Here is a 23,204-nt window from a genome sequence, read left to right as displayed (position 1 = left end):
GACGTCGAACGCGAACGTCGCCGCCGTTAGGCGGAGACGCGCACCGTCCCTGCCACTTTTCCGACGCGCTTTGAAAGCCCCGAAATCGCGCAGGACGCCATTTGTAGCGCAAGAATGGATTCCGCGCCCTGGTTGCGGTTCAGCCCGGTTGGCATCAGCCCGTCGAAACAGCCGCCATCGCGCTGCGTAGCCAGCGGCAGGTCGAGGTCGTTGACCCCCAGATACCAGTCGTATGCGCGCTTCGCCTCGTCATACCAACGTGCGTCGCCCGTCGCGTCGAACGCTGCGGCGCACGCGTCGATTGTCGCCTGCGCCTCCAGCGGCTGCTGGTCGAAAGGCAAGGGATCTTCATAGGCGCGACCGAAGCTTTCCGAGCCGACCGCCCGGAAATGCCCCTCCGGTGCGGTCTGGCGCCCGACGATCCAGTCGAGCGTATCGAGCCCGCACGCAATCAGATCGGCACGGTTGAGCGCCAGCCCGGCGCGCAACATCGCCTCCGGGAGCCGCGCATTGTCATAGGCAAGCACGATCTCGAACCAGCACCATTCCGGCCGCCGCGCGGCGTCGAGCAAAGCGAGATGCTCGTCAGGGAAGCGGCGCAGAATCTGCAGCGCCATCTCATGCCCCGGCGATGCCTCAAGCATCGCCGCCGCGCCGAGCATCGCGAACGCCTGCGCGCGCGGACTGCCGAGGTCGAGTGCAAGACTCGCGGTGTTGTCGAACATCGCGGTCGCCCAGTCGCGGTGCTTTGGCTCATGCGCGTCGCGCGCCGTGACTCCCAGCGCCCAGAGCGCACGGCCGTTCGAGTCCTCGGACCCGACGTCCTCGCACCACGTCCGGTCGAAGTTCATGAAATTGCGGAAGCGCCGTGCATCCGGGTTCCACGCAAACTGCACGAACGACGCATAGATGGTCATCCACTTGTCGCGCGTCTCGGCATCGAGATCGTCGATCGCGCTCATCAGCATCAGGGCGCGCGCATTGTCGTCGATGCAATAGCCGTGGCGGCGATCGGGAACCGAGAAGATCGAATGCTGGAGCATCCCGGTCGCATCGCTCATCCGCTCGACGGCCGAGATATCGGGAGCCAACACCTGTTTGTCGGCCTTGCCGGGGTGCGGAAGCCGTTGCGTCCGCGTCGACAGACTGGCCATCAGTTCGTCCATTGCCTTCTCCACGACGCGTGGCCAGATCATCGTCCGGCCCCGCGCATAAGCCCGGGCCGACAACCGCGCGAGATTGCGCGCGCTGCCGAGCAGGTCGTTGATCTCGCGTGCGAACGCGGCCGGGTCGCGGAAATCGACCAGAACGCCGTGCCCATCGGCAAGGATTTCGGTGGCATGGACGTAAGGCGTTGACACCACCGCCTTGCCGACGCCGACTGCATAACTGAGCGTGCCGCTCGTGATCTGCGCCGGATTCAGATACGGCGTGGCGTAGATGTCGGCGGCCTGCAGATAATCGATCAGGTCGTCGTGATCGACGAACGCATCGATGAACGCGACGTTCGCGCCCACTCCCAGTTCTTCAGCACGCGACTTGAGCGAGTCGCGGTACTTCTCGCCCTCATGCGCGACCAGATTGGGATGCGTCGCGCCGAGCACGACGTACATCGCCTCCGGGTGCCGCTCGACCACCGACGGCATCGCTTCGATGATCGTCTCGATCCCCTTGCCCGGCGCGAGCAGCCCGAAGGTCAGGATCACGCGGCGACCGTCCCAGCCAAAGCGCGCCTTAAACGTATCGGGCTCGGCGAACGGGCGATCAGGGACACCATGCGGGATCGTCGCGATCTGCTTGGGGTTTGCGCCATAGACGCGCTCGAGGATCTCCCGCCCGCGCTCCGCCATCACGATCACCTTGGCAGCGCGGCGCAGTAGCCCTTCCAGCACCGTGCGCTCGGCAGCACTCGGCTTTTCAAGCACGGTATGGAGGGTGACGATCAACGGCAACGACACCCGGTCGAGCAGCGTAAGGATGTGGCCACCCGCCTCACCGCCGAAGATGCCATATTCGTGCTGGAGCCACAGCACCTGCGCGCCGCTGTTTTCGATCGCGCGGGCCGTCGCGACATAGGCGTCGCGATCGTGCTGCGGGATCGCACCGACGACGGCCGCGGGATAATCATACCGGCCGGGATGGTCGTCCATCGCATAGACGTCGACCTGCATGTCGGGGAAGCGCGCCCGCAGCGCCTGATAGGTGTCGGTGGTGAAGGTCGCGATCCCGCACTTTCGCGGCAGGAAGTTACCGATCAGCGCGATATGCCCGACGTCCAGCGCTCCGGTCGACTGCTTCATCCCCTTACCTTTGCGATGGCTACGGCGCCCAATGCGCGCGTGTTCGTAATGATGAACCGTTATTCAGACGAAAAGTTGCCCGAATTCCGCGTTGCAGCATGACCGAACCAATTGATCCGAGTCAATCATCCACGCCCGCGATACGGCGCGACGCCCTGCTCCGGCAGCCACAATCCCGTCGGCGCCGCCCCCGATTGCCAGAAGACATCGATCGGCATCCCGCCGCGCGGATACCAATAGCCGCCGATCCGCAACCATTGCGGCTGCATCTCCCGGAACAGCCGCTCGCCGATCCCGACGGTGCAATCCTCATGGAAGGCGGCGTGGTTGCGGAAGGAGCCGAGGAACAGCTTCAGCGACTTGGACTCAACGATCGTCGCGGCGGGCGCATAATCAATCACCAGATGCGCGAAATCGGGCTGGCCGGTCACCGGGCACAGCGAGGTGAACTCGGGCTGGGTGAAACGCACCAGATAGGTCTGCGCCGGACGCGGATTGGGGACGTAATCGAGCACCGCTTCGTCCGGGGAAGCGGGCAATGTGCTGGCCTGGCCAAGATGCATCGGGGTCATGTGCGCGCACATAAGACGCGACGTGGGTAATTGCGACCTGTTCCAAGCCGTCGCGCTGGCGCTATGGAGAAGGCCATGACCGCTCTCGTCTCCACCGAATGGCTCGCCGCGCACCCGGCCGCGCCGGGGCTGCTCATCCTCGATGCGAGCTATCACGTCGGCCTGCCCGGCGAAGCGCCGCGCGACGCCGCCGCCGATTTCGCCACCGGACATATACCGGGCGCGACCTTCATGGATCTCGCCGGCTTCAACGCGCCGGACGCGCCGCTGCCGTCGACCATGCCGGACGCCACGCATTTCGCGGCGCAGGCGGGACCGCTGGGGCTGCGGGCCGACGCACGGATCGTGCTCTATGACGACGCCCCGCACCGGACTGCCGCCCGCGCGTGGGTGATGCTGCGCGCGTTCAGCTTCACCGACGTCGCGCTGCTCGACGGCGGGCTGGCGAAGTGGAAGGCGGAGGAGCGTCCGCTGGAGCAAGGCGCAACGCTGGTCGCGCCGACGACGGTCGACCGGCCCACATCGGGGATCGGCCTTCTCGATCTCGCCGCGATGCGCGCGATCCAGCAGGGCGGCGCCACGCAGATCGTCGATGCCCGCTCGGCGGCACGCTTCTCCGGCGCAGAGGCCGATCCGCGCCCCGGCGTCGCACCGGGCCACATTCCCGGCTCGCGCAACCTGCCGTATCCGCAGCTCTTCAACGCCGATGGTACGTGGAAGCAGGGTGACGCGCTCGCCGCCGCCTTCACCGCAGCGGGCGTCGATCTCGACCGTCCGCTGGCAATGACCTGTGGCTCGGGCATTACCGCCAGCGTGCTCGCGTTCGGCGCGCACCTGCTCGGGCGCGACGCGGCGGTCTACGATGGCAGCTGGACCGAATGGGGCGGCGATCCCGCCACGCCCAAGGCGACGGGGGACGCATGAGCGCGCGTGACGATATTCGACCGGCAACACGGCTGGTCACGGGCGGACGCCGCAAGGAATGGACCGCCGGCGTGGTCAACACGCCCGTGTGGCGTGCCTCGACGATCCTCTACGACGATGTCGCGCACCTGCGCGCGACCGGCGCGCGCGATACCCACCACCGGCTGTTCTACGGCCGCCGCGGCACGCCGACGCAATGGAGCCTCGCCGACGCGCTGACCGAGCTGGAGCCCGGCGCCGAGGGCACGTTCCTCTATCCGTCCGGCGTCGCGGCGGTGTCGGCGTGTCTGCTGACGCTGTTGTCGCCCGGCGACGAAATGCTGCTGGTCGACAGCGCCTATGACCCGACCCGCGCGCTCGCCGACAAGCTCCTCGCCCGCATGGGAGTGACGACTCGCTATTACGATCCGCTGATCGGCGCCGGCATCGCCGGGCTGATTGGCGAGCGCACGCGCGTGATCTTCATGGAGAGCCCCGGCAGCCTGACCTTCGAGGTGCAGGACGTCCCCGCGATCGTCGCCGCCGCGAAGGCGCGCGGAGTGGCGACCGTGATCGACAATACCTGGGCGACGCCGTTGCTCTTTCCGGTGGTCGAACTCGGCGTCGATTATTCGATCCTCGCCTGCACCAAATACATCGGCGGCCATTCCGACGTGATGATGGGCTCGGTCACCGCCGGGCCGGGGCGGTTCGCCGCGTTGCGCGACACCAGCTTCCAGCTCGGGCAGGTGGTGAGCGCCGACGACGCCTATCTCGCCGGCCGAGGCCTGCGCACGATGGGGGTGCGGCTGGAGCGGCACGAGGCGAGCGCGCTGCGGATCGCCGAGTGGCTGGTGGCACGCCCCGAAGTGGCACGCGTCCTCCACCCCGCGCTTCCCTCCTGCCCCGGCCACGCCATCTGGCAGCGCGACTTCAAGGGCGCGGCGGGGCTGTTCGCGTTCGTGCTGGCGGGCGGCGGCGATGCGGCGCGCTGCGCGTTGATCGACACCCTCGACCTGTTCGGGATCGGCTATAGCTGGGGCGGGTTCGAGAGCCTCGCTGTCCCGATCGATCCGCAGCGCCACCGCACCGCCACCACCCCCGACTTCGCCGGCCCGCTGGTGCGGTTGCAGATCGGGCTCGAAGACCCCGACGACCTGATCGCCGACCTCGAACGCGGGCTGGCGGCGTGGCGCGCAGCGCAGGCGTGACCGATTTCGGCTCGTTGCTGGCGATGGTGCCGGCGCAGGCCGACCTGATCGAGCTGGCCGCGGGCGGCGCGCTGGTGCTCGTCGCGCTCGCGCTCGGCGTGCTCGCGCAACGCAGCGTGGGCACGCGCGCCGCGGCATGGTGGCGCGACCGCGTCGGCGCGCAGGTCGAGGGGCTCGGGCCGCGCGTCGCGACGATCATCCGCCACGGCACCGCCGCGCTGCTGCTGACCTTGGCCTATGCGGTGTGGCCGTGGGGACCGTTACCCGCCGCCGCGATCGGTTTCGCGATGGCCGCGGCGGGCACGCTGACCGCGCACCAGCTGATGCGCGGCGTCGGCATCCCGCGCTGGGCGGCCTATGTCGTCGAGCTGGTCGTGTTCACCGCTTTGTTCAGCCACGCGGTCGGCGGGCTGGAGCCGATCACCACCACGCTCGACGCGATCGGGGTGCGGGTCGGCAGCCGCCGCCTGTCGCTGCTCTCGCTGATCGAGTTCCTGGTCATCGTCGTCGCGCTGATGGCGGCGGTGCGCGTCGCCAACCGCCTGACCGCGCATACCATCGCGCATGCCCGCGCGCTCGACCCGACGCAGAAGGTGCTGGCGCAGAAGATCGCCGGGATCGTCGTCGTGGTCTTTGCCTTCCTGTTCGGGATCGACCTGCTCGGGATCGATCTCACCGCCTTCGCGGTCTTCTCGGGCGCGTTCGGGCTCGCGGTCGGCTTCGGCATGCAGAAGACGATCGGCAATCTGATCGCCGGGATCATCCTGCTGCTCGACCGCTCGATCAAGCCCGGCGACGTGATCGCGGTCGGCACCAGCTTCGGCTGGGTCAACAAGATCGGCGTCCGCGCTGTGTCGGTGGTGACCCGCGACGGCAAGGAACATCTGATCCCGAACGAGGATCTGATGACCCGCGAGGTCGAGAACTGGTCCTACACCGACCGCAACGTCCGCGTCCGCATCCCGGTGCGCGTCCCCTATGATTGCGACCTGAAGGCGGCGCAGGGGCTGATGCTGCGTGCCGCACGCGAGTCGCCGCGTGTGCTCGATTCGCCGCGGCCGAACGTGTGGCTGACCGCGTTCGGCACCGATGGCGCCGAGCATGAGATTCTGGCGTGGATCAGCGATCCGGAGAGCGGGGTCGGTAACGTCCGGTCGGACGTGCTCAACCGTCTGTGGGTGATGTTCCGCGATGCCGGGATCGGCATGCCGTTTGCGCAACGCGACATCTACGTGCGGAGTTGGCCCGGCGGCGAGACGCCGGCCGATCCGCCGCCCCGAACCTGATCCGGGCCCCGCTGCTCCTTCGCCACCGACGAGACGGACACCGTCGTCCCTGCGCAGGCAGGGACCTATCTCTGTCGAATGCAAAAGAGCCATCTGACACAAGGCATCACGCGCCTGTGTCAGATGGCTCACTATGACGAAACAGACATAGGTCCCTGCCTTCGCAGGGGCGACGTCGAGCTTACTGCTGCGGCGTGGGTTGCGCCGTAGCCGCCTGCGCCGGTGCAGCAGCCGCCCCACCGACCGAAGCCCGCGCATCCTGCCCATCGCCCTGCGGCGCGGCGACGATGTCGCTGGTGGTCTGGCCCTTGTCGATGACGTTGGTCGCCGGATCGCCCACACCCGAGCGGATACCCGGGGTCGACGCGCTAGCGCCGCCGGCCTGCTCGACCACGCCCGCCTCGCCCGCGCTGCGCGCCGCCGGCCCGCCGAACAGCGCCTCGATCGCCTGCGCCTGCGGGTTGTTCCCCTGCGTCCGCGCGGCGCCCGGCTGCGGCGGGACCAGCGCGAAATCGGGCGGGATAATCAGCGGCGCCTGCCGCGCCACCGCGAACTCGTCGGGGCGGGCGCGGTCGTAACCGCGCTTGCCGCAGCCGGCGAGCAGCCCCAGCGCCGCCATCCCGGCCACCACCACCACAGACTTACGCATGGACATTCTCCGAAACATCGTCGCGCTTCTCGCGGATCAGGAGCGCGCGCACCAGCAGAATCAGCACGCCGATCGTGATCGCGGCATCGGCGACGTTGAATACCAGAAACGGCCGCCATTCGCCGAAGTGCAGATCCGCGAAATCGACCACGTAGCCGAGCCGCACGCGATCGACGATATTGCCGAGCGCGCCGCCCAGCACCAGCCCGAGCGCGAGCTGGTCGGCGCGCTTGCGCTCACGAAGCATCCACACCGCCACCGCGATCGCGATCGCGGCGGTGAAGGCGACCAGCAGCCAGCGCGTCGTGTCGGTCTCGGCACGCAACATGCCCAGCGACACGCCCTCGTTCTTGGTGAAGCGCAGGTCGAAGATCGGCAGCAACGTGCGATACGCGCCGAGAAAGTCGATCCGCAGCGGCCCGGTGACCAGCCATTTGACGAACTGGTCCACGGCAAAGACAACCCCGGCCAGCAGCAATCCGGCGCGGGGAATCACGCCCCCGTCCCCGTCACGTCGGCGCAGCGCGCGCACAGCTCGCCATCGCTCGTCACCTCGGGCAGATGCCGCCAGCAGCGCCCGCACTTCTGGTAATCGGTGCGCGCCACATCGACCGTCGCCGCCTCGCTCACCTTCGCGACGATGAACAGCTCCGCCAGCGCATCGGCAGGCAGCGGCAGCTCGGGGACGGTCACTTCCGCCTCCAGGCTGGAGCGGATCGTCTTCTCGCGACGCAGCGGCTCGATGGCTTCGGTCACGCGCTCTCGCAGGCGACGCACCTCGAGCCAGCGCTGCGCGACATCCTCACCGGCCTCGTCGGGCAAGGTCGGCCATTCGAGGAAATGCACCGAACTGTCGTCGGCCGGGAAGCGCGACTGCCACACTTCCTCGGCGGTGAAGACCAGCACCGGCGCGGCATAGCGGACCAGCGCATGGAACAGCACGTCGAGCATCGTGCGATACGCGCGGCGCTTCACGTCGGTCGGCGCATCGCAGTACAGCGAGTCCTTGCGCACGTCGAAGAAGAACGCCGACAGATCCTCGTTGCAGAAGTCGGTCAGGCGGCGGACGTAGCGGTTGAACTCGTAGGCGGTCGCCGCCTCCTTCAGTTCGCGGTCGAGCGCATGGAGCAGGTGGAGCATATAGCGCTCCAGCTCGGGCATCCCGGCGACCGGCACCCGCTCGTCATCGCTGAACCCGTCGAGCGCGCCGAGCAGATAGCGGAAGGTGTTACGCAGCTTGCGATAGGCGTCCGACGAGGTCGCCAGCACCTCCTTGCCGATCCGCACGTCGTCGAAATAGTCGGTCGACACCGCCCACAGTCGCAGGATGTCCGCCCCCGATTCGCCGATCACCTTCAATGGATCGACGACATTGCCGAGCGACTTGGACATCTTGCGTCCCTGCCCATCGAGCGCGAAACCGTGCGTCAGCACCGCGTCATACGGCGCGCGCCCGCGCGTCCCGCAGCTCTCCAGCAGCGACGACTGGAACCAGCCGCGATGCTGGTCCGAGCCCTCGATATACAGGTTCGCGCGCGTCCCCTCGCCATAGCGCGCCTCAACGACGAACGCGTGCGTCGAACCGGAGTCGAACCACACGTCGAGGATGTCGTTGACCGGCTCGTAATCGGCGAGGTCATATGTGTCGCCGAGCAGCGCCTGATGGTCGGCGGTGAACCACGCATCCGCCCCGCTCTCGCGAAAGGCGGCGATGATCCGCGCGTTGACCGCGGGATCGTTGAGATACTGCCCGCTCTGACGATGCACATAGAGCGCGATCGGCACGCCCCAGGCGCGCTGGCGACTGATGACCCAGTCCGGACGCCCCTCGACCATCGCGCGGATGCGGTTCTCGGCACGCGTCGGCACCCATTGCGTGCGGGAGATCGCATCGAGCGCGAGTTCGCGGAGCGTGGCGGCGTTGCCCCCTTCAAGCCCCTCCCCTTCAGGGGAGGGGTTGGGGTGGGGTAGTTGTAGAGCGGGCTCTTTCCCACTCGACCCCACCCCCGGCCCCTCCCCTGAAGGGGAGGGGAGAGTGGATCGGCCATCCATCGGGATGAACCACTGCGGGGTCGCGCGGAAGATCACCTTCGCCTTCGACCGCCACGAATGCGGATAGCTGTGCGCGAAATCGTCGCTCGCCGACAGCAGGTTACCCGTCGCGCGCAGGTCCGAACAGATCGGCCCATCGGCGCCGACGAACTTCTTGTTGATGACGCTGCCCTGCCCGCCGAGCCACGCCCAGTCGGCGCGGTACATGCCCGCGCCGTCGACCGCGAACACCGGCTCGATCCCGTGCGCCTTACACAGCAGGAAGTCGTCCTCGCCGTGGTCGGGGGCCATATGGACCAGCCCGGTACCGGCATCGATGGTGACGAACGCGCCCTCGAGGAACGGCCGCGGAGTCGCGAAGAAGCCGCCCAGCTGATGCATCGGGTGCCGTGCGGTCGCGCCCTCCAGCACCGGCCCCTTGATGAGCGCGATGATCTTGCCCATCGGGATGCCGGTGCGCTTGATGAACGCGGGCATCAGCGGCTCGGCGACCAGATAGCGCCGCCCGTCATGCTCGAACTGGAGATAGTCGACCGCCGAGCCATAGGCGAGCGCCTGGTTGACCGGGATCGTCCACGGCGTCGTCGTCCAGATCACCGCCAGCGTGCCGGCCAGCCCCGGATATTCCGGGCAGTCGATCACCTCGAACCCGACGTCGATCTGCGTCGAGACGACGTCCTCATATTCGACCTCGGCCTCGGCCAGCGCGGTCTTCTCGACCGGGCTCCACATCACCGGCTTGGCACCGCGATACAGCTGGCCGCTCTCGGCGAACTTGAGCAGCTCGCCCGCGATCGTCGCCTCGGCTTCGAACTTCATGGTCAGATAGGGATCGTCCCAATCTCCCATCACGCCCAGCCGCTCGAACTCGTCGCGCTGCACCGCCACCCATTTCTCGGCATAGGCGCGGCATTCGGCGCGGAACTGCGCGACCGGCACCTGATCCTTGTCGAGCTTCCTGGCGCGATACGCTTCCTCGACCTTCCACTCGATCGGCAGCCCGTGGCAGTCCCAGCCCGGCACGTACGGCGCGTCATAGCCCATCAGGGAACGGCTGCGGACGATCACGTCCTTCAGCACCTTGTTCATGGCGTGGCCCATGTGGATGTCGCCATTGGCATAGGGCGGTCCGTCGTGGAGGATGAAGCGCTCACGCCCCAGCCGCTGCTCGCGCAGCTGCTGGTAGAGCCCGATCCGCTTCCAGCGGTCGAAGATCGCGGGCTCCTTCTGCGCCAGCCCGGCCTTCATCGGAAAGCCGGTCTGCGGCAAGAATACGGTGTCGCGCCAGTCGCGCGAAGTGTCGGATGCGTCGGCCATATGTCTCTTAGCCTTAACGGCGGGTTAGTCCGCCAGCAACTCGCGCGCGCGGGCGCAGTCCAGGTCCATTTGCGCGACCAGCGCGTCGAGGCTGTCGAACTTCGCCTCGGCGCGCAGCCACTCGATGAGCTCGACTTCGATCACCTGACCGTACAGGTCGCCGGCGAAGTCGAAGAAATACGGCTCCAGCAACTCCTTGGGCGGATCGAACGTGGGCCGGACGCCCAAATTCGCGGCACCTTTGAGCACCCGGCCGTCCGCAAGCCGTCCGCGCACGGCATAGATCCCGTACGCCGGACGCAGATACGGCCCCATGTCGAGGTTCGCGGTCGGGTAACCGATCGTCCGCCCCAGCTTGTCGCCGTGCTGGACGACGCCCTCGATCGCGAACGGCCGCGTGAGAAGCCGCGCCGCACCGCGCGGATCACCGCCCCTGAGCGCTGCGCGGATGCGGGTCGACGACACCGGCTCGCCATCCAGCAGCACCGCGCCGACCGTATCGACCACAAATCCGGCGCGTTCGCCCGCCGCGCGCAGCGTCGCGATATTCCCGCTCTTGCCGTGACCGAAGGTGAAATCCTCTCCGGTCACGACGCCCGCGACCCGCAACGCCCCGGTCAGCCGCTCGGCGATAAACACGTCGGCAGGCAGCGCGGCGAGCGCGGCGTCGAAGTGGAACACCACTATGCCGTCCGCGCCCGCTTCGGCGAACAATCGCGCGCGCTGGTCAAGCGTGGTCAGCCGGAACGGCTCGGCATCGGGGCGGAAGTGGCGGACCGGATGCGGATCGAAGGTTGCGACCAGCGCAGGGCGTCCCTCCGCACGCGCCCGATCGACCGCGCGCGCGACAACCGCCTGATGCCCCAGGTGAAAACCGTCGAAATTGCCCAACGCAACGATCGCGCCCGCCAGGGCGTCAGGCACCGCCGCGCCGCCGTCAAGCCGCTGCATCGGCCGCCCTTAGCGCCTGCACCGTCACCGTACCAGCGTCACGAAATCATAGCCGGGCCGCTCGCCCTCCGCCGGATGCGCCACGCGCGCCACCTCGCGCCAGCCGGTAAACGCCGGCACGGTTGCATCGCCGTCAGGCGCGCTATGCACTTCCGTCAGTTCGATCCGGTCGGCACGATCGAGCAGCAGTGCGTAGATTTCCGCACCGCCCACGACCGTGACGTCGCCCCCACCGGCGAGCGCCAGCGCGGCGTCGACATCATGCGCCACCTCCGCCCCCGCCGCCGACCAGTCGCGGTCGCGCGTCAGAACGATGTGCCGCCGTCCCGGCAGCGGTGCCGGAAAGCTTTCGAAGGTCTTGCGCCCCATCACCATCGGCGTGCCGATCGTCAGCGCCTTGAAGCGCTTGAGGTCCTCCGGCAGCCGCCACGGCAGCCGGCCGTCGACGCCAATGACGCCATTGTCGGCGCGTGCGAGAACGAAGATCATCATGCGCGCCGCGCTAGGCGCGAACGGCGGGCGAGGAAAGCGCGCATCACGCGCGGTCGAGCCGGCTGGTCAGCGTCCAGCGTGCCTCACCCTCCAGCCCGAGCGCGGTCAGCCGCCCGGTGCGATACGCACCGGTGTCGATCGCGATGCGGTTACGGTGATATTCGACAGTCGGCACGATCGTGTGCCCGTGCACAACCACCGGCCCGTGATCGGCGGTGCTGCTCAGAAAGTCCTTGCGGATCCAGCGCAGATCGCGCCCGGTTTGCTCGTCGAGCGGCACGCCGGGGCGAATGCCGGCATGAACGAACAGATAGTCGCCGATGCGTACCTGATCGCCCATCGCGCGCAGCAATGCGAGGTGGCGTGAGGGGATCGCCGAGCGCAGCACGCGCGGCAGTGCTTCGGGGTCGTCCCAGAAACGCGCCGGGTCGACGCCGTAGCTCTCCAGCGTCTCGGCACCGCCATGATCGAGCCACGCTCCCACGCCGTCGCTCTCGCCGGCGAGGATCGTCAGCAGCATTTCCTCGTGATTGCCGCTCAGCACGTGATGGTCAGCGCCGCTACGGTCCGCACCGATCAGCAGGTCGATCACCTTTGCCGACGCCGGCCCCCGATCGATCAGGTCACCCAGAAAGACGATCTGCAGCCTGGCCTCGCCACCGCGTCTGGCATGATCCGCGGCGATCCAGCCGAGCAACGGCTCCAACAGGTCCGCGCGGCCATGCACGTCACCGACCGCATAGACGCGCGTACCGGCCGGCACCGCGGCACGGCGCGGCGGGGGCCATCCGAGCCATTGCCGAAATCGTCCCATCGCGGTGCGCGCGGCTCAGCCGAACAACCGCGCGTCGATCCGGTCGAGCACCGGCGCATCGGGCGTGAACTTTCGCGCGAAATGCGCGCCCGACGCAAACATCGCGGCGAGATCGCGTTCTGTCAGTGTCTGCGGGTGCGCGCCACCGCCATTCCACTGCGCATATCGACGGTTGTCGCGCACCAGCCGCAAACCGGGCTCGTTGCACAAGACCGTCTGGAAATAGCATTCGTCCGGGCTGGTGCGCATCGTCAAATGCTGCTGCAGTCGCCGGTGATGCGCCGTCGGCGCGAGCAGCAGCTGCGCTACCCGCGCGTTGCCGGTGAACCAATGGTCGCCATAGAAGCAGCGGAAATCGCGCGAAAACGGGCCCAAGGGCGTACCGAATGGCAGCGAGACGGTCAGCCGGGCCGGCCGGACTCGCCGACCCCCGTCATTGAACCGCAGCATCGGCAGCCACAGCTCGGCGTTTTCGTACCGGTCGCGCGCCAGCCGACGATTGCCGTCGCTCTCGAAATGAGCCAGCCCGGGATTGTGCGGGCCGAACTGCGCGGCGGCCTGTGCGGCCGTATCGCCGGTCCGACGGTAGTCGATCAGCGCATCGGCGCCCAGCGCGAGAAGATCGGCGCGCACCTCCGCGCCATCCCGCACCGGATAGTCGCCTGCGCTCAAGAGCACGAACCAGTCGGGCGCGTCATGATCGTACAAAAGCCGTAGCGCCGCGAAGAAGCCGCGGACCACCGACCATTTCGCCCAGCCGGTGCGGATGCTCGGATCGACGAAACGGACGTTGCCCGGGAAGATGCTCGTGTCGATCGGACTTTGTGCGCGATCATGATGGCATGCGATCGGCGGGTGATCGTACAGCCGGTTCAGCGTGACGACGAGCCGCAACAGCTGCCCGGGGTCGCGGTGCGACAGGATGACGAACCCGATCTTCATCATCGTCCCGCCCCGCAGCGCGCGGCGACCAAGGGCGAACGGCGTCGGATCGACTGATTCGGCAGGGGGAAGGCTCCGGTCACGACACAGGGATAGCATCGCCATCCTAACCGTACCCTACCGCCGCGGTCGACCACGACGTGCGTCGGTTCGGCTCGCCTGACCGACGACGGTGGCACCGCATAGAAAAACGGCGGCGCACCCGATCGGGTACGCCGCCGCCTTTTCTTTCGTCACCGCCCCGGCGCCGAAGCACCGGTGCGATGTCGCAATCAGATCGCCTGCGCGAAGCGAACCGACGGGCGGCGACGCATCGCGTAGCCGACGATGCCGAAGCCCAGGATCATCAGCGCCCAGGTGCCCGGCTCCGGAACGGCGCTCTCGAAGCGGACGTTGCCGGTGTAGGTGCCGGTGGCACCGGTCAGCTTGCCGGTGATCGACAGCTTCTGCGGGTTCTCCGCCGATGCCAGTCCGCCGAGCGGCGAGGTCGCCAGATACACGCCGTTGGTCCGGCGGATGACCAGCTTCACGCCGTTGAGCAGCACTTCGCTGAACGTCAGCGAGCCGTCGAAGGTCAGCGTCACGGCGCTCGCACCGACGATGCCCGCGGTCGGAACGATGAACTGATAGGTATCAGTGTAGACACTGCTCGAGTTGACGTCGGCGCTGGTCACCGTGTTGCCGAACAACCCGGTGAACACACCCGGAGCCGACTGCGAGAGGCCGATGTTGGTGTTGATCTGCTGGGCCGCCATCGCTGGCGTCGCTGCAACTGCCGCCGCGATGATCGCGGTCGCGAAAATCTTCTTCATGCTCGAAACTCCCCTTGAACCCTGTTGACGTCCGTCCGTACCACTCACGCGACCCGCCCCGATCAGGCGGTAGTGACCCGTTTTTTACCGGCCACCTGATGATTCGATGTATCGCACCTTAACGAAGCGAAAACCATCATCTTTTTATCGAAGTCTCGCCTTCCTTGCGCGGTGCCGATTTTGCACTGCCTGGACCGCGACACCCAGCGATACGACCCGATAAACCGGCTTCTACGCCGTTTCGATGCGTCGCAACATCAGCGACATAGTCCAGATTTGGGACGTATGGAGCAGATCGGACGATAAGAAGGTAATCGACACAAGACGCAGGTTTGCCGCCGCTTTCACGGGGCTGGCGCCTCCTGCAACGGCACGCGAAGCTCGCGCAGCGCTGCGATCGCCACGATCAGGATGCCGCCGATCTCGATGATCCAGTTCCAGCGCGCGCCAAGTACAGCCGCGTTGATGAAGCGATCGACATGATGAAATGAAGCTGCACGGATCAAGACATAAGTATAGACCAAGCAAACACCTCCGGCGGCCAGTCGCATGTTGCGCCGCAGCACGGAAAGACGGCGTCGGAGAACCAGCACTGATATTGCTCCGAAGGCGGCGACCGCGAGGATGAACGCAAGCTGAAGCGAACGACGTTCGGCAAACCAGCCATGGCGGAGCGCATCGTCGCGCAACAGCTGCGTGAACAAGGACTGGAGATCGAGTTGTTTGTTGATCCCCAGCGCCAGCATGGCCAGGGCGACCACCGCCCAGAAGCGTCTTTCGCCGCGCGCGCCGCGAGTCGACACCGCGGCACACAGGCCCGCTGCGATCAGATAGAGGATCGCCGTCGCCCAGCCGACCACGCCGGGATCACCGATCCCCGGCGTCCAGCGACCGCTCACCGCACGCGTCCGCGATACCAGCGGTGCGCGAGTCGGAAGATTCGCGGGCCATCAACGAGATAGCGTCGCCAGAGCCGCCCAGGCTGCGATGCCAGCCGATGCGCCCATTCCAGCCCGAGCCGCTGCACCAGCTGCGGTGCACGACGCTGCCGACCGACGATAAAATCGAGCGATGCGCCGATGCACAATGCGCAGCCCTGTGCGCCGCCATCATCGGCGATCCGCGCCGCGAGCACTTCCTGCTGTGGTGACCCGACCGCGAGCAGCAGGAAACGGGCTGCCGAGTCGCGCCCGAACGCCGCGGCCGCCGCCAGCGCCGCCGGGTTGCGGAGCATCCCCATCGGCGGGATATGCTGGACGAGGTCGAGCGCGGGGTAGCGGGCCCGCAGCGCCGCGAGCAGGGGCGCGTCGCCGCCGATGATCGCGATCCGGTCGCCCGGCTGTGCCACCTGCGCAAATATTCGTACCGTCAGGTCGCTGCCCGGCGCCAGCGGCAGCACGATGCCGTAGAACCGCGCGAGCCGTGCCAGCACCCGGCTGTCGCACAGCACCAGCGCCGCACCACGATAGGCGCGCCACAGCGCCTGCCCTGCCGCGTCGCGCTCACCAAGCGTTTCCAGCCGCACGATATGGTCGACGTTGGGTGTCACGACATAGCGGAACGGCGAGGCGGGCGTGATTCGGGTCAGCCATGCCGCGGCGGCGTCGGTATCGAGCGGATCGAAATCGATGCCGACGAACGCGCGGCGCGCGGCCGGCGCAGGATCAATAGGCATTCTTGTCAAACGCCAGATTGACGATCGTCTCGACCATGATGCGCAGGTCGAGCATCAGCGACCAATTATCGATATAGTAGCGATCCAGCTCGACGCGGCGCTTGGCACGGTCGATCGTCTGGATCTCGCCACGCAGCCCGCGCACCTGCGCCAGCCCGGTGATCCCGGGCTTCACGCGGTGACGCGCCGCATAGCCGCGCACCGCGTCGAAGTAATAATGATCGCCGACTTTCATATGTGTCGCATGCGGGCGCGGTCCGACGATCGACATCTCGCCGCGCAGCACGTTCCAGAGCTGCGGCAGCTCGTCGATGCTCAGCTTGCGGATCAGCCGCCCGACGCGCGTCACGCGCGGATCGCCCTTGGTGGTGCGCGCCGCGCCGCTCACGTCCTGCCGGTCGGTGTACATCGACCGGAACTTCCAGACCATGATCTCCCGGTTGTTGAACCCGAAGCGCGGCTGCTTGAAGATCACTGGGCCATGGCTGGTCAGCTTGATGGCCAGCGCCGTCACCAGCAACAGCGGCGACAGGAAAACCAGCGCGAGCGTCGCGACGACGAAATCCTCGACGTCCTTCACGATCGTATTGCCGTCGCGCATCTGCCGCTGCCATAGCGTCAGCACCGGAATCTGCCCGACGAAATTGACGCGATAGTCGGGCGCGAGCGCGATCGCCTCGCGCGGGATCAGCGAGACATCGACCGCCACTTCGCTGAGCTTCTCGATGATCATCTCGATGCGCTCGCGTGTCATGTCGGCCAGCGCGATCAGTACCTGGTCGACCTCGCCGTCACGCGCCTTCGCGAGCAATTCGGGAAAGCCGCCGATGAACGGCAAGTCGTCCACCGCCTCGGGTGCGGTGGTGCGGGTATAATCGTCCGCCACCCCGACCAGCAGCAATTGCGGCAACGCCTGCAAGTCGAGCATCCGGCAGGTGCGGGTCAACGTCTCCTTGTCGGCGCCATACAGGACGACCCGCTGCCGGATCCGTCCGCTGTTGGCCAGCCGGCGCAGCGCCGCGCGCAGCACGAAGCGGCTGACGAACAACAAAACGGTGACCGAGCCGACATAGGCGAGCGTCAGCCCGCGCGAGAATTCGTCGACCAGCCCGAACTGCCAGACGATCGCGCTGCTGAGCAACGCCGACATCAGATAGTCGACCGCAACCGCAGTGTCGCCGGATTGCAGGATCACGAACGACTGGCTGTAGACGCCGCGCGATTGCCGGATCAGGAAGAACGCGACACCCGCGATGAAGCCGGCGGCGGTATGCACCCCCGGCACCACCGTCTGCTGGAACACCAACGTGTACAGGATCACTGCGACCGGCGCGCTGAGCAGCAGGCACAGCAGGTCGACCGTCATCACCATCGACGGAATCACGTTCGACGTGAAGCGCCGCCCCTGCACCGTTTGCGAACCCGCCACCCGCCCCCGTCCCGACTCCACCGGGTCGTTGCCGCCCCGCGCTACCATTGCGCCCGCGCTAACCGCTTTTGCTCAACAAATTGCTGCTGAAGATCGGCCAGCTCGTCGGATCGTCCCGCGTCGCCGAGAAATTTCCGCAAGCCGCCGAACAGCAAAGGGTCGGCGCCACCGATCGCCTCGATCCCGGCACGATAGGTATTTTCGGCCAGCTGCGGCTGCCCGGCCAGCGTGTAGGCGCGCGCCAGCCGCACACGATCGTCGGCCGAGCGCGGCTTGCTGGCGACCAGCCGCTGCGCATCGAACACCGCCTGCCGCCCGCGTCCGGTGCGCAGGTGCAGATCGGTGCGCGCACGCAGCGCGAGGATGTTGCCGTCGTCGAACGCCAGCACCGCGTCGAGCAGCTTGAGCGCCTCGGCATCGCGGCCCTGCATCGCCTGCGTCTGCGCCAGCAGCGCCAGCGGCGCGGCATTGGCGGCGGTGACCGGCAGCGCGACGACCGGCGCGACGAGCGCCTCCGCCTCCGCCGGCTGCCCGGCGAGCATCAGGAAATAGGCATAGCGCATCTTGTCGGCTGGCGACGCCTGCGCCGCCAGTTGCCGGACCTCCGCTACCGCCCGGGCATGCGGCTCATACTGCAGCCACAGGCCAAGGATATCGATCAGCCGTCCCTCATGCTCCCCGCTGCTCGCCAGCGGATAGGTGAGGTCGTGCGCCTCTGCCCGCTCCCCGAGCCGGTAGAGCGTGCGCGCATAATTGACCCGCAGCGTCACGTCTTTTGGACGGATCGCGAGTTCGCGGCTCTGCGCATCCTTCTGCCCGGCCAGATTGCCGAACCGCCCGGACATGTCGCCGAGCGCGTCGAGCGCGGTCGGATCGCTGGGATGACCGGCAACGAAGTCGCGCAGCAGGGTCAGCGCCGCGTCGGGCTTGCCCAGCCCCGCGAGCGCCCGCGCCTTCAGGATCGTCGCGTTGGAATCGTCGATCCGCGACGCCAGCACCGTGTCAGCGCGCTTGAGCGCGGAGTCATAGTCGCGGTTGCGCAGCGCGACGAAGCCGAGCGTCGTCTGCGGTCCGGGATCGTCGGGGCGCAGCAACAACACCTGCTTGGCATACCGCTGCGCATCCTCGGTGTGGCCGCCGACGACCGCCAGATCGGCGAGCGCCTGCAGCACCTGCGGCCGGCTATGATCCAGCTCATTGGCGCGCAAATAGGCGTTGAACGCTCCCGAATAGTCGCCGAGCGCCAGTTCGACTCCGCCCAGCTGCTGCCAATAATCGGGATTGGCATCGTCGAAGCCGACCGCCTGCTGCATCGCCAGCCGTGCCATAACGGGATCGTTGTTGGCCATGGCGGCCTCGTAGACGGCCGCGAACTTGGCGGCACGTTCCTCGCGCGAGCGACACCCCGCCAGCAACACCAGCGCGAGTGCCGACGCAGCGACAAGCCGCCGATTTTTCGCCCGTCGATCCGGGGTCCGTCTCACCGTTTCCCCCCGCACAAGAATGCTGCCCATCCCCAACAATCTCGTACGTACTTCGTAAGGAAAATGCTGTAAGGCACCTGACGGTCGGCGCTTTACCCGATAAGGGACGGGCTGGCAAACGATGGAAGCGGCCGGGGTGCAGGCAGCGTCGCGGGCGCCAGTACGTCGGCATGGGGGAACGACATGAACACCAAGCTTTTCTGCGGCATCAGCCTGTTGCTGCTTCCGGCGACGCCGGCGCTGGCGCAACAGCCTGCCAGCGCGCCGGCGCGCGCCGCCGCTGCTGCGCCGGGCGCGCTGGTTCCGTACCGCATCAACCCGGGCGACGAACTCGACATCTTCGTGTGGGGCGAGGAGCGGCTGCAACGCACCGAGCGCGTCCTGCCGGACGGCACCTTCTCCTTCCCGCTCGTCGGCAAGGTCGACGCGCTCAATGCATTGCCGAGCGAGATCGAGGCGCGGATCACCAAGGGTCTGGAATCGCAGTATCGCACCGCGGTCCCGCAGGTGACAGTGTCGGTAAAGATGCCGGCCGGACTGCAATTCTCGGTGCTGGGCAAGGTGAAGAGCCCCGGCTCCTTCAACCCCGGCCGCTATGTCAACGTTCTCGAGGCGCTCAGCCTCGCTGGCGGCCCGGGCGAATTTGCGCAGCTCAGCAACGTCGTCATCCTCCGCAAGACTCCGACCGGTGTCCAGGCGATCCGCGTCCGGTTGAGCGACATCCTCAAGGGGCAGGTGAGCGACGTCAACAACGAGACGCTGCCGCTGGTGCGTGGCGGCGATACGGTCATCGTCCCGTGATGCGCAGCCGGAGTGTCGCACGCAGCGGCGCCGGGCTCTTGCTCGCCGCCGCGGTCATCGTGGTGCCGATGACGCCCGTCGCCGCGCAGGAAACGCGCGCGTCGGTCGACGTGTCGGCCGGCGGTGCCTATTCGACCAACCCGTTTCTGGTGCGCGGCGGCGGTGACGGCGCCCTGTCCACGGAACTGGCGATCACCCCGCAGGTCAGCTTCGTCGACGAGCGCGATCAGGCGTCGCTGGTCGCGTTCTATCGTCGCAGCGATTATCTGACGCGCTACAATTCCGCCGAGGCCTATGGCTTCTCTGCGCTCGGGCGGCGCGCGATGAGCACGCGACTCAATCTTCGCGCGGATCTTTCGTACCAAAGCTCGATCATCGGACAGAACGGGCTGGGCGTGGTCGGCGTTGTCGATCCGGTCCTCACCCCGAGCCCGGTCGTCGGTGCGCCCGACATCACGCTGATCGGGCTGAACCAGCGTCAGAATTCGATCATCTCCTCGCTGGGGGCAGACTACCGCCTCAGCACGCGCGATACCGTCAACGGGCAGGTCAGCCTCACCCGCATCAGCTACGGTGGCGGTGGCCGCGGCAGCAATCTCGCGCTGCTCTCGTCGCGCACGACCGCCGCGTCGGTCGGCTACAGCCGGTCGCTGTCGGAGCGGCTCAGCATCGGCGTACAGGGCTCGGGGTCGTGGATCGACTATGACAATCCCACCTATTCCGGGCATACGTATTCGCCGCAGGCGACGCTGAACTATCAGCTCAGCCAGCAGGTGAGCCTGTCGGCCGGCGCCGGGGCGGTGTTCGTTTCGTCGACCACGCCGCGCGGCACATCGACCAGCACGGGTTTCGCGGGCAATTTCAGCGGCTGCCGCAACGCCGGTCGCTCGGTCCAGTGCCTGCGCGCCAGCAGCGACGCGCAGCCGACCGGGCTGGGCGATGTCTCCCGGCGCATGGCGGCGTCGTTCGACTATTCGTATCGGCTCCGCGAGTTCGATCTCGTGCGCGGCTCGATCGAATATTCACGGCTGACCACCACGTCGGACACCACGTTGCAGGCGCCGCGGACCGACTATCTGACCGCGCTGGTCAGCTATGAGCGCGGTCTGACGCGGCGCGTCTCCGCAGGCGCGTCGGTCGGCTACCGCCAGGCCACTGTCACCGGTTTCGGCACGCCGAACGACGTGACCTTCCGGCTTTTCCTGCGAACCAGATTGGGCGATATCCGGTGAGTGACAGCGTAGACACCGAAGACCAGGCTGCCGCAGGCGGTGGCTTCATCAATTACATTCCCCGCATCTTGTGGGAGCGCAAATGGTTCGTGATCGTGCCGTTCGTGCTCCTGTCGATCGCCGGCATTGTGACCGCGTTCGTGCTGCCGCGCATCTACCGGTCGAGCGCGACGCTGCTCGTCGAGTCACAGGAACTTCCCTCGGCGCTCGTCACCTCGCCGATCAACACGATCATCGATCAGCGGATCGCCAAGATCCGTGAACAGGTGCTCAGCCGTGGCGATCTGATCCAGCTGATCGAGCAGAACAATCTTTACGAGAAGGAGCGGCGCTCCAAGCCGCTGTCGTCGATCGTGACCTCGATGCAGGAATCGACCAAGCTCGAGGCGGTGAGCGGCGACCTCGGCGGCGGCGGTCCGTCGGGCGGCACCAACACCATCGCCTTCACGATGAGCTACGATTATTCCGATCCTGCCAAGGCGCAGGCGGTCATGCAGAGCTTCGTCAGTCGCTTCCTCGAGATCGACGCCACGACGATGGCGGCGCAGGCGAACAACACCGTCGATTTCCTCCAGGATCAGGCGGGCAAGCTGACCGGCGAAATCAACCGCATCGAAGGCCAGATTACGTCGATCAAGGCGCGCAACGGCACCGCGCTGGCTACCGGCGGGATGGTCATGCCCGCCAATACCGGCACCTACAGCGCGCAGATCGCGCAGCTGCAGAGCGAGAACCGGCAGCTGATGGCGCAAGTCCAGCGCAGCGGCGGCAAGGATCCGCTGGTCCAGCAGGCCGAGTCGGCGCTGGTCGCCGCGCGGGCGGTCTTCGCCGAGAGCCACCCCGACGTGGTTCGGGCCAAGGCCCGGCTGCAACAGGCAAAGGAGATCGCTGCCTCGCAGGGCACTGGGTCGGACAATTCGCTGGTCCAGAGCCAGATCCAGGCGAACAACGCCCAGATTGCGCAGCTCCAGCAATACCGCGCCTCCGACGAGGCTCGCGCCGCCGCGGGCATGGCCGCGCAGTCGCGCGCGCCGGTGTTGCAGGAGGAGGTGTCTCAGCTGGAGGCACGCGCCTCGACGCTGCGCGACCAGCTGCGCGAAGTCTCCGGCAACGTGCTGCGCGCGCAGAATTCCGCGCGGATGGCGCAGGAACAGAAGGGTGAACGACTGTCGGTCGTCGATCCGCCCTCCGCGCCCGACAAGCCGGTGTCGCCCAACCGCCTGCTTCTGATCGGCGGCGGGATTGCGGGTGGCCTCGGGCTGGGCCTCGTACTGGCGCTGGCGCTGGAGTTCCTGCTGCGTCCGATCCGCGGTGTCGCGCAGATCCAGAGCCTGGGGCTCGAGCCGCTCGCGCTGGTGCCGACCTTCGTCGCCGACCTTCCGCCCGGCGGGAAGCCGCGCCGCCGCTTCTTCCGTCTGCCGGCGCTGCGTCGGCGACGTCGCGCGGCTGGCGAGCCGCAGGGGGCGCTGTGATGACCGAGAATGTAATGACCAAGATCGCCAGCGACCTGCGTCCCGAAACCCCGCTGCCCACATTGCAGGAGGCCCGCCCTTTCGCCTGGTCTCCCGCCGAGGCCAAGCAGCGCGGCATTTATGGCTTTGACAGCCGGGACGTGCGCTCGCGCCCGTTCAACATGCTTCGATCGCGGCTGCTGAAGCTGCACCGGAACAAGGGCTGGCGACTCTTCGGGATCGTCTCGGCGACGCCGGCGGTGGGCAAGTCGTTCGTCGCAACCAACCTGTCCGCGGCGCTGTCGCGTACGCCGGGCATCGACACGACGCTGGTCGATCTCGATCTGCGCCGCGGCTCGATCGCGACCAACTTCGGGTTGACCGTCGAGCGTGGCATGCGCGACTTCCTTGAGGGCACCATCCCGGCGCTCGGCGACGTGGCCGTGCATCCCGAGGGCGAGCGGCTGGTGATCCTGCCGACCGACAACGCGCCGGCACGCTCCGCCGAACTGCTGTCGTCGCCGCGGATGGATGCGATGGTCGCCGCGATGCGCGCACGCCCGACGCACAACATCTTCCTGTGCGATCTGCCGCCGGTGTTCGCCAATGACGATGCGACGATCGTGACGACCAAGCTCGACGCGTTCATCATGATCGTCGAGGAAGGTCGCACGACCCGCAAGCAGATCCAGGACGCGCTCCACGTCCTCGATCAGGCGCCGTGCGCCGGCGTGGTACTCAACCGCTTCGACGGCGGGCTGCTGACCGACAATTACGGCTATGGCTATGGCGCAGGCTATAGCGACTATTACAACAAGTAACCCGGGCGGC

21 protein-coding genes are annotated in these 23,204 nt (G+C 67.3%); 7 read left to right on the top strand and 14 right to left on the bottom strand.

The annotated features are described in order from the left end of the window. Positions 1 to 26 precede the first annotated feature (26 nt). Positions 27 to 2,300 (bottom strand): glycosyltransferase family 4 protein, encoded by a 2,274-nt coding sequence (locus BACI71_RS01970; RefSeq protein ID WP_159754359.1) that lies wholly within the window; start codon positions 2,298 to 2,300, stop codon positions 27 to 29. A 125-nt stretch (positions 2,301 to 2,425) separates the two neighbouring features. Continuing rightward, positions 2,426 to 2,872, bottom strand: coding sequence for a preQ(1) synthase (gene queF / locus BACI71_RS01965; RefSeq protein WP_159754356.1), 447 nt, complete (start codon positions 2,870 to 2,872; stop codon positions 2,426 to 2,428). A gap of 75 nt (positions 2,873 to 2,947) precedes the next feature. Between queF and BACI71_RS01960 the strand changes: the two genes are divergently transcribed. From BACI71_RS01960 to BACI71_RS01950, 3 genes are read left to right on the top strand one after another with little or no spacing between them, the layout of a single operon-like run. Continuing rightward, on the top strand, positions 2,948 to 3,796 hold the full coding sequence (locus tag BACI71_RS01960; RefSeq protein WP_159754353.1) for a sulfurtransferase: 849 nt from the start codon (positions 2,948 to 2,950) through the stop codon (positions 3,794 to 3,796). Then, positions 3,793 to 4,986: a cystathionine beta-lyase gene (gene metC / locus BACI71_RS01955; RefSeq protein WP_159754350.1), complete on the top strand. Its 1,194-nt coding sequence runs from the start codon at positions 3,793 to 3,795 to the stop codon at positions 4,984 to 4,986. The genes BACI71_RS01960 and metC overlap by 4 nt, the downstream gene beginning before the upstream one ends. Then, positions 4,965 to 6,272 (top strand): mechanosensitive ion channel family protein, encoded by a 1,308-nt coding sequence (locus BACI71_RS01950; RefSeq protein WP_236552773.1) that lies wholly within the window; start codon positions 4,965 to 4,967, stop codon positions 6,270 to 6,272. Before metC ends, BACI71_RS01950 begins: the two co-directional genes overlap by 22 nt. A gap of 181 nt (positions 6,273 to 6,453) precedes the next feature. On the opposite strand, the gene BACI71_RS01945 is transcribed toward BACI71_RS01950, so the two are convergent. From BACI71_RS01945 to BACI71_RS01890, 12 genes are all read right to left on the bottom strand, one after another. Next, a complete protein-coding gene (locus BACI71_RS01945) occupies positions 6,454 to 6,921 on the bottom strand; it encodes a DUF3035 domain-containing protein (protein WP_159754347.1) in 468 nt (155 codons plus the stop codon). Further along, the gene (lspA, locus tag BACI71_RS01940) at positions 6,914 to 7,417 is read right to left on the bottom strand and encodes a signal peptidase II (RefSeq protein WP_159754344.1); all 504 of its coding nucleotides are present in this window, start codon (positions 7,415 to 7,417) and stop codon (positions 6,914 to 6,916) included. The genes BACI71_RS01945 and lspA overlap by 8 nt, the downstream gene beginning before the upstream one ends. After that, positions 7,414 to 10,290: an isoleucine--tRNA ligase gene (gene ileS, locus BACI71_RS01935; RefSeq protein ID WP_159754341.1), complete on the bottom strand. Its 2,877-nt coding sequence runs from the start codon at positions 10,288 to 10,290 to the stop codon at positions 7,414 to 7,416. The genes lspA and ileS overlap by 4 nt, the downstream gene beginning before the upstream one ends. Before the next feature lie 24 nt (positions 10,291 to 10,314). Then, positions 10,315 to 11,241, bottom strand: coding sequence for a bifunctional riboflavin kinase/FAD synthetase (locus BACI71_RS01930; protein WP_159754338.1), 927 nt, complete (start codon positions 11,239 to 11,241; stop codon positions 10,315 to 10,317). A 24-nt stretch (positions 11,242 to 11,265) separates the two neighbouring features. After that, positions 11,266 to 11,733 (bottom strand): dihydrofolate reductase, encoded by a 468-nt coding sequence (locus BACI71_RS01925; RefSeq protein ID WP_159754335.1) that lies wholly within the window; start codon positions 11,731 to 11,733, stop codon positions 11,266 to 11,268. 43 nt (positions 11,734 to 11,776) lie between these two features. Next, entirely contained in the window at positions 11,777 to 12,547 is a 771-nt protein-coding gene (locus tag BACI71_RS01920; protein ID WP_159754332.1) for a metallophosphoesterase family protein, read from the bottom strand. A 15-nt stretch (positions 12,548 to 12,562) separates the two neighbouring features. Continuing rightward, entirely contained in the window at positions 12,563 to 13,594 is a 1,032-nt protein-coding gene (locus tag BACI71_RS01915) for a beta-1,6-N-acetylglucosaminyltransferase (RefSeq protein ID WP_159754329.1), read from the bottom strand. Between the two features lie 167 nt (positions 13,595 to 13,761). Next, a complete protein-coding gene (locus BACI71_RS01910) occupies positions 13,762 to 14,301 on the bottom strand; it encodes an FxDxF family PEP-CTERM protein (protein WP_159754326.1) in 540 nt (179 codons plus the stop codon). 344 nt (positions 14,302 to 14,645) lie between these two features. Continuing rightward, positions 14,646 to 15,161 carry a hypothetical protein gene (locus BACI71_RS01905; RefSeq protein ID WP_159754323.1) on the bottom strand — a complete coding sequence of 172 codons (516 nt, stop codon included), beginning with the start codon at positions 15,159 to 15,161 and terminating at the stop codon, positions 14,646 to 14,648. A 35-nt stretch (positions 15,162 to 15,196) separates the two neighbouring features. Beyond that, on the bottom strand, positions 15,197 to 15,976 hold the full coding sequence (locus tag BACI71_RS01900; protein WP_159754320.1) for a WecB/TagA/CpsF family glycosyltransferase: 780 nt from the start codon (positions 15,974 to 15,976) through the stop codon (positions 15,197 to 15,199). Then, positions 15,966 to 17,405 carry an undecaprenyl-phosphate glucose phosphotransferase gene (locus tag BACI71_RS01895; RefSeq protein WP_236552772.1) on the bottom strand — a complete coding sequence of 480 codons (1,440 nt, stop codon included), beginning with the start codon at positions 17,403 to 17,405 and terminating at the stop codon, positions 15,966 to 15,968. The genes BACI71_RS01900 and BACI71_RS01895 overlap by 11 nt, the downstream gene beginning before the upstream one ends. Before the next feature lie 41 nt (positions 17,406 to 17,446). Then, positions 17,447 to 18,889: a tetratricopeptide repeat protein gene (locus BACI71_RS01890; RefSeq protein ID WP_159754313.1), complete on the bottom strand. Its 1,443-nt coding sequence runs from the start codon at positions 18,887 to 18,889 to the stop codon at positions 17,447 to 17,449. Positions 18,890 to 19,072: 183 nt separating this feature from the next. On the opposite strand from BACI71_RS01890, the gene BACI71_RS01885 reads away from it, so the two are divergent. From BACI71_RS01885 to BACI71_RS01870, 4 genes are read left to right on the top strand one after another with little or no spacing between them, the layout of a single operon-like run. Next, the gene (locus BACI71_RS01885; protein ID WP_159754310.1) at positions 19,073 to 19,690 is read left to right on the top strand and encodes a polysaccharide biosynthesis/export family protein; all 618 of its coding nucleotides are present in this window, start codon (positions 19,073 to 19,075) and stop codon (positions 19,688 to 19,690) included. Then, on the top strand, positions 19,690 to 20,922 hold the full coding sequence (locus tag BACI71_RS01880) for a hypothetical protein (RefSeq protein WP_159754307.1): 1,233 nt from the start codon (positions 19,690 to 19,692) through the stop codon (positions 20,920 to 20,922). The genes BACI71_RS01885 and BACI71_RS01880 overlap by 1 nt, the downstream gene beginning before the upstream one ends. Then, complete coding sequence (locus BACI71_RS01875) at positions 20,919 to 22,394, top strand: GumC family protein (protein WP_159754304.1); 1,476 nt, start codon at positions 20,919 to 20,921, stop codon at positions 22,392 to 22,394. The genes BACI71_RS01880 and BACI71_RS01875 overlap by 4 nt, the downstream gene beginning before the upstream one ends. After that, positions 22,394 to 23,194, top strand: a complete 801-nt coding sequence (locus BACI71_RS01870; protein ID WP_159754301.1) for a CpsD/CapB family tyrosine-protein kinase — start codon at positions 22,394 to 22,396, stop codon at positions 23,192 to 23,194. Before BACI71_RS01875 ends, BACI71_RS01870 begins: the two co-directional genes overlap by 1 nt. Positions 23,195 to 23,204 lie beyond the last annotated feature (10 nt).

The sequence above is a fragment of the Sphingomonas sp. 8AM genome (assembly GCF_902506455.1).
Taxonomy (GTDB): domain Bacteria; phylum Pseudomonadota; class Alphaproteobacteria; order Sphingomonadales; family Sphingomonadaceae; genus Sphingomonas.
This window is presented reverse-complemented; position numbering and strand designations above follow the sequence as displayed.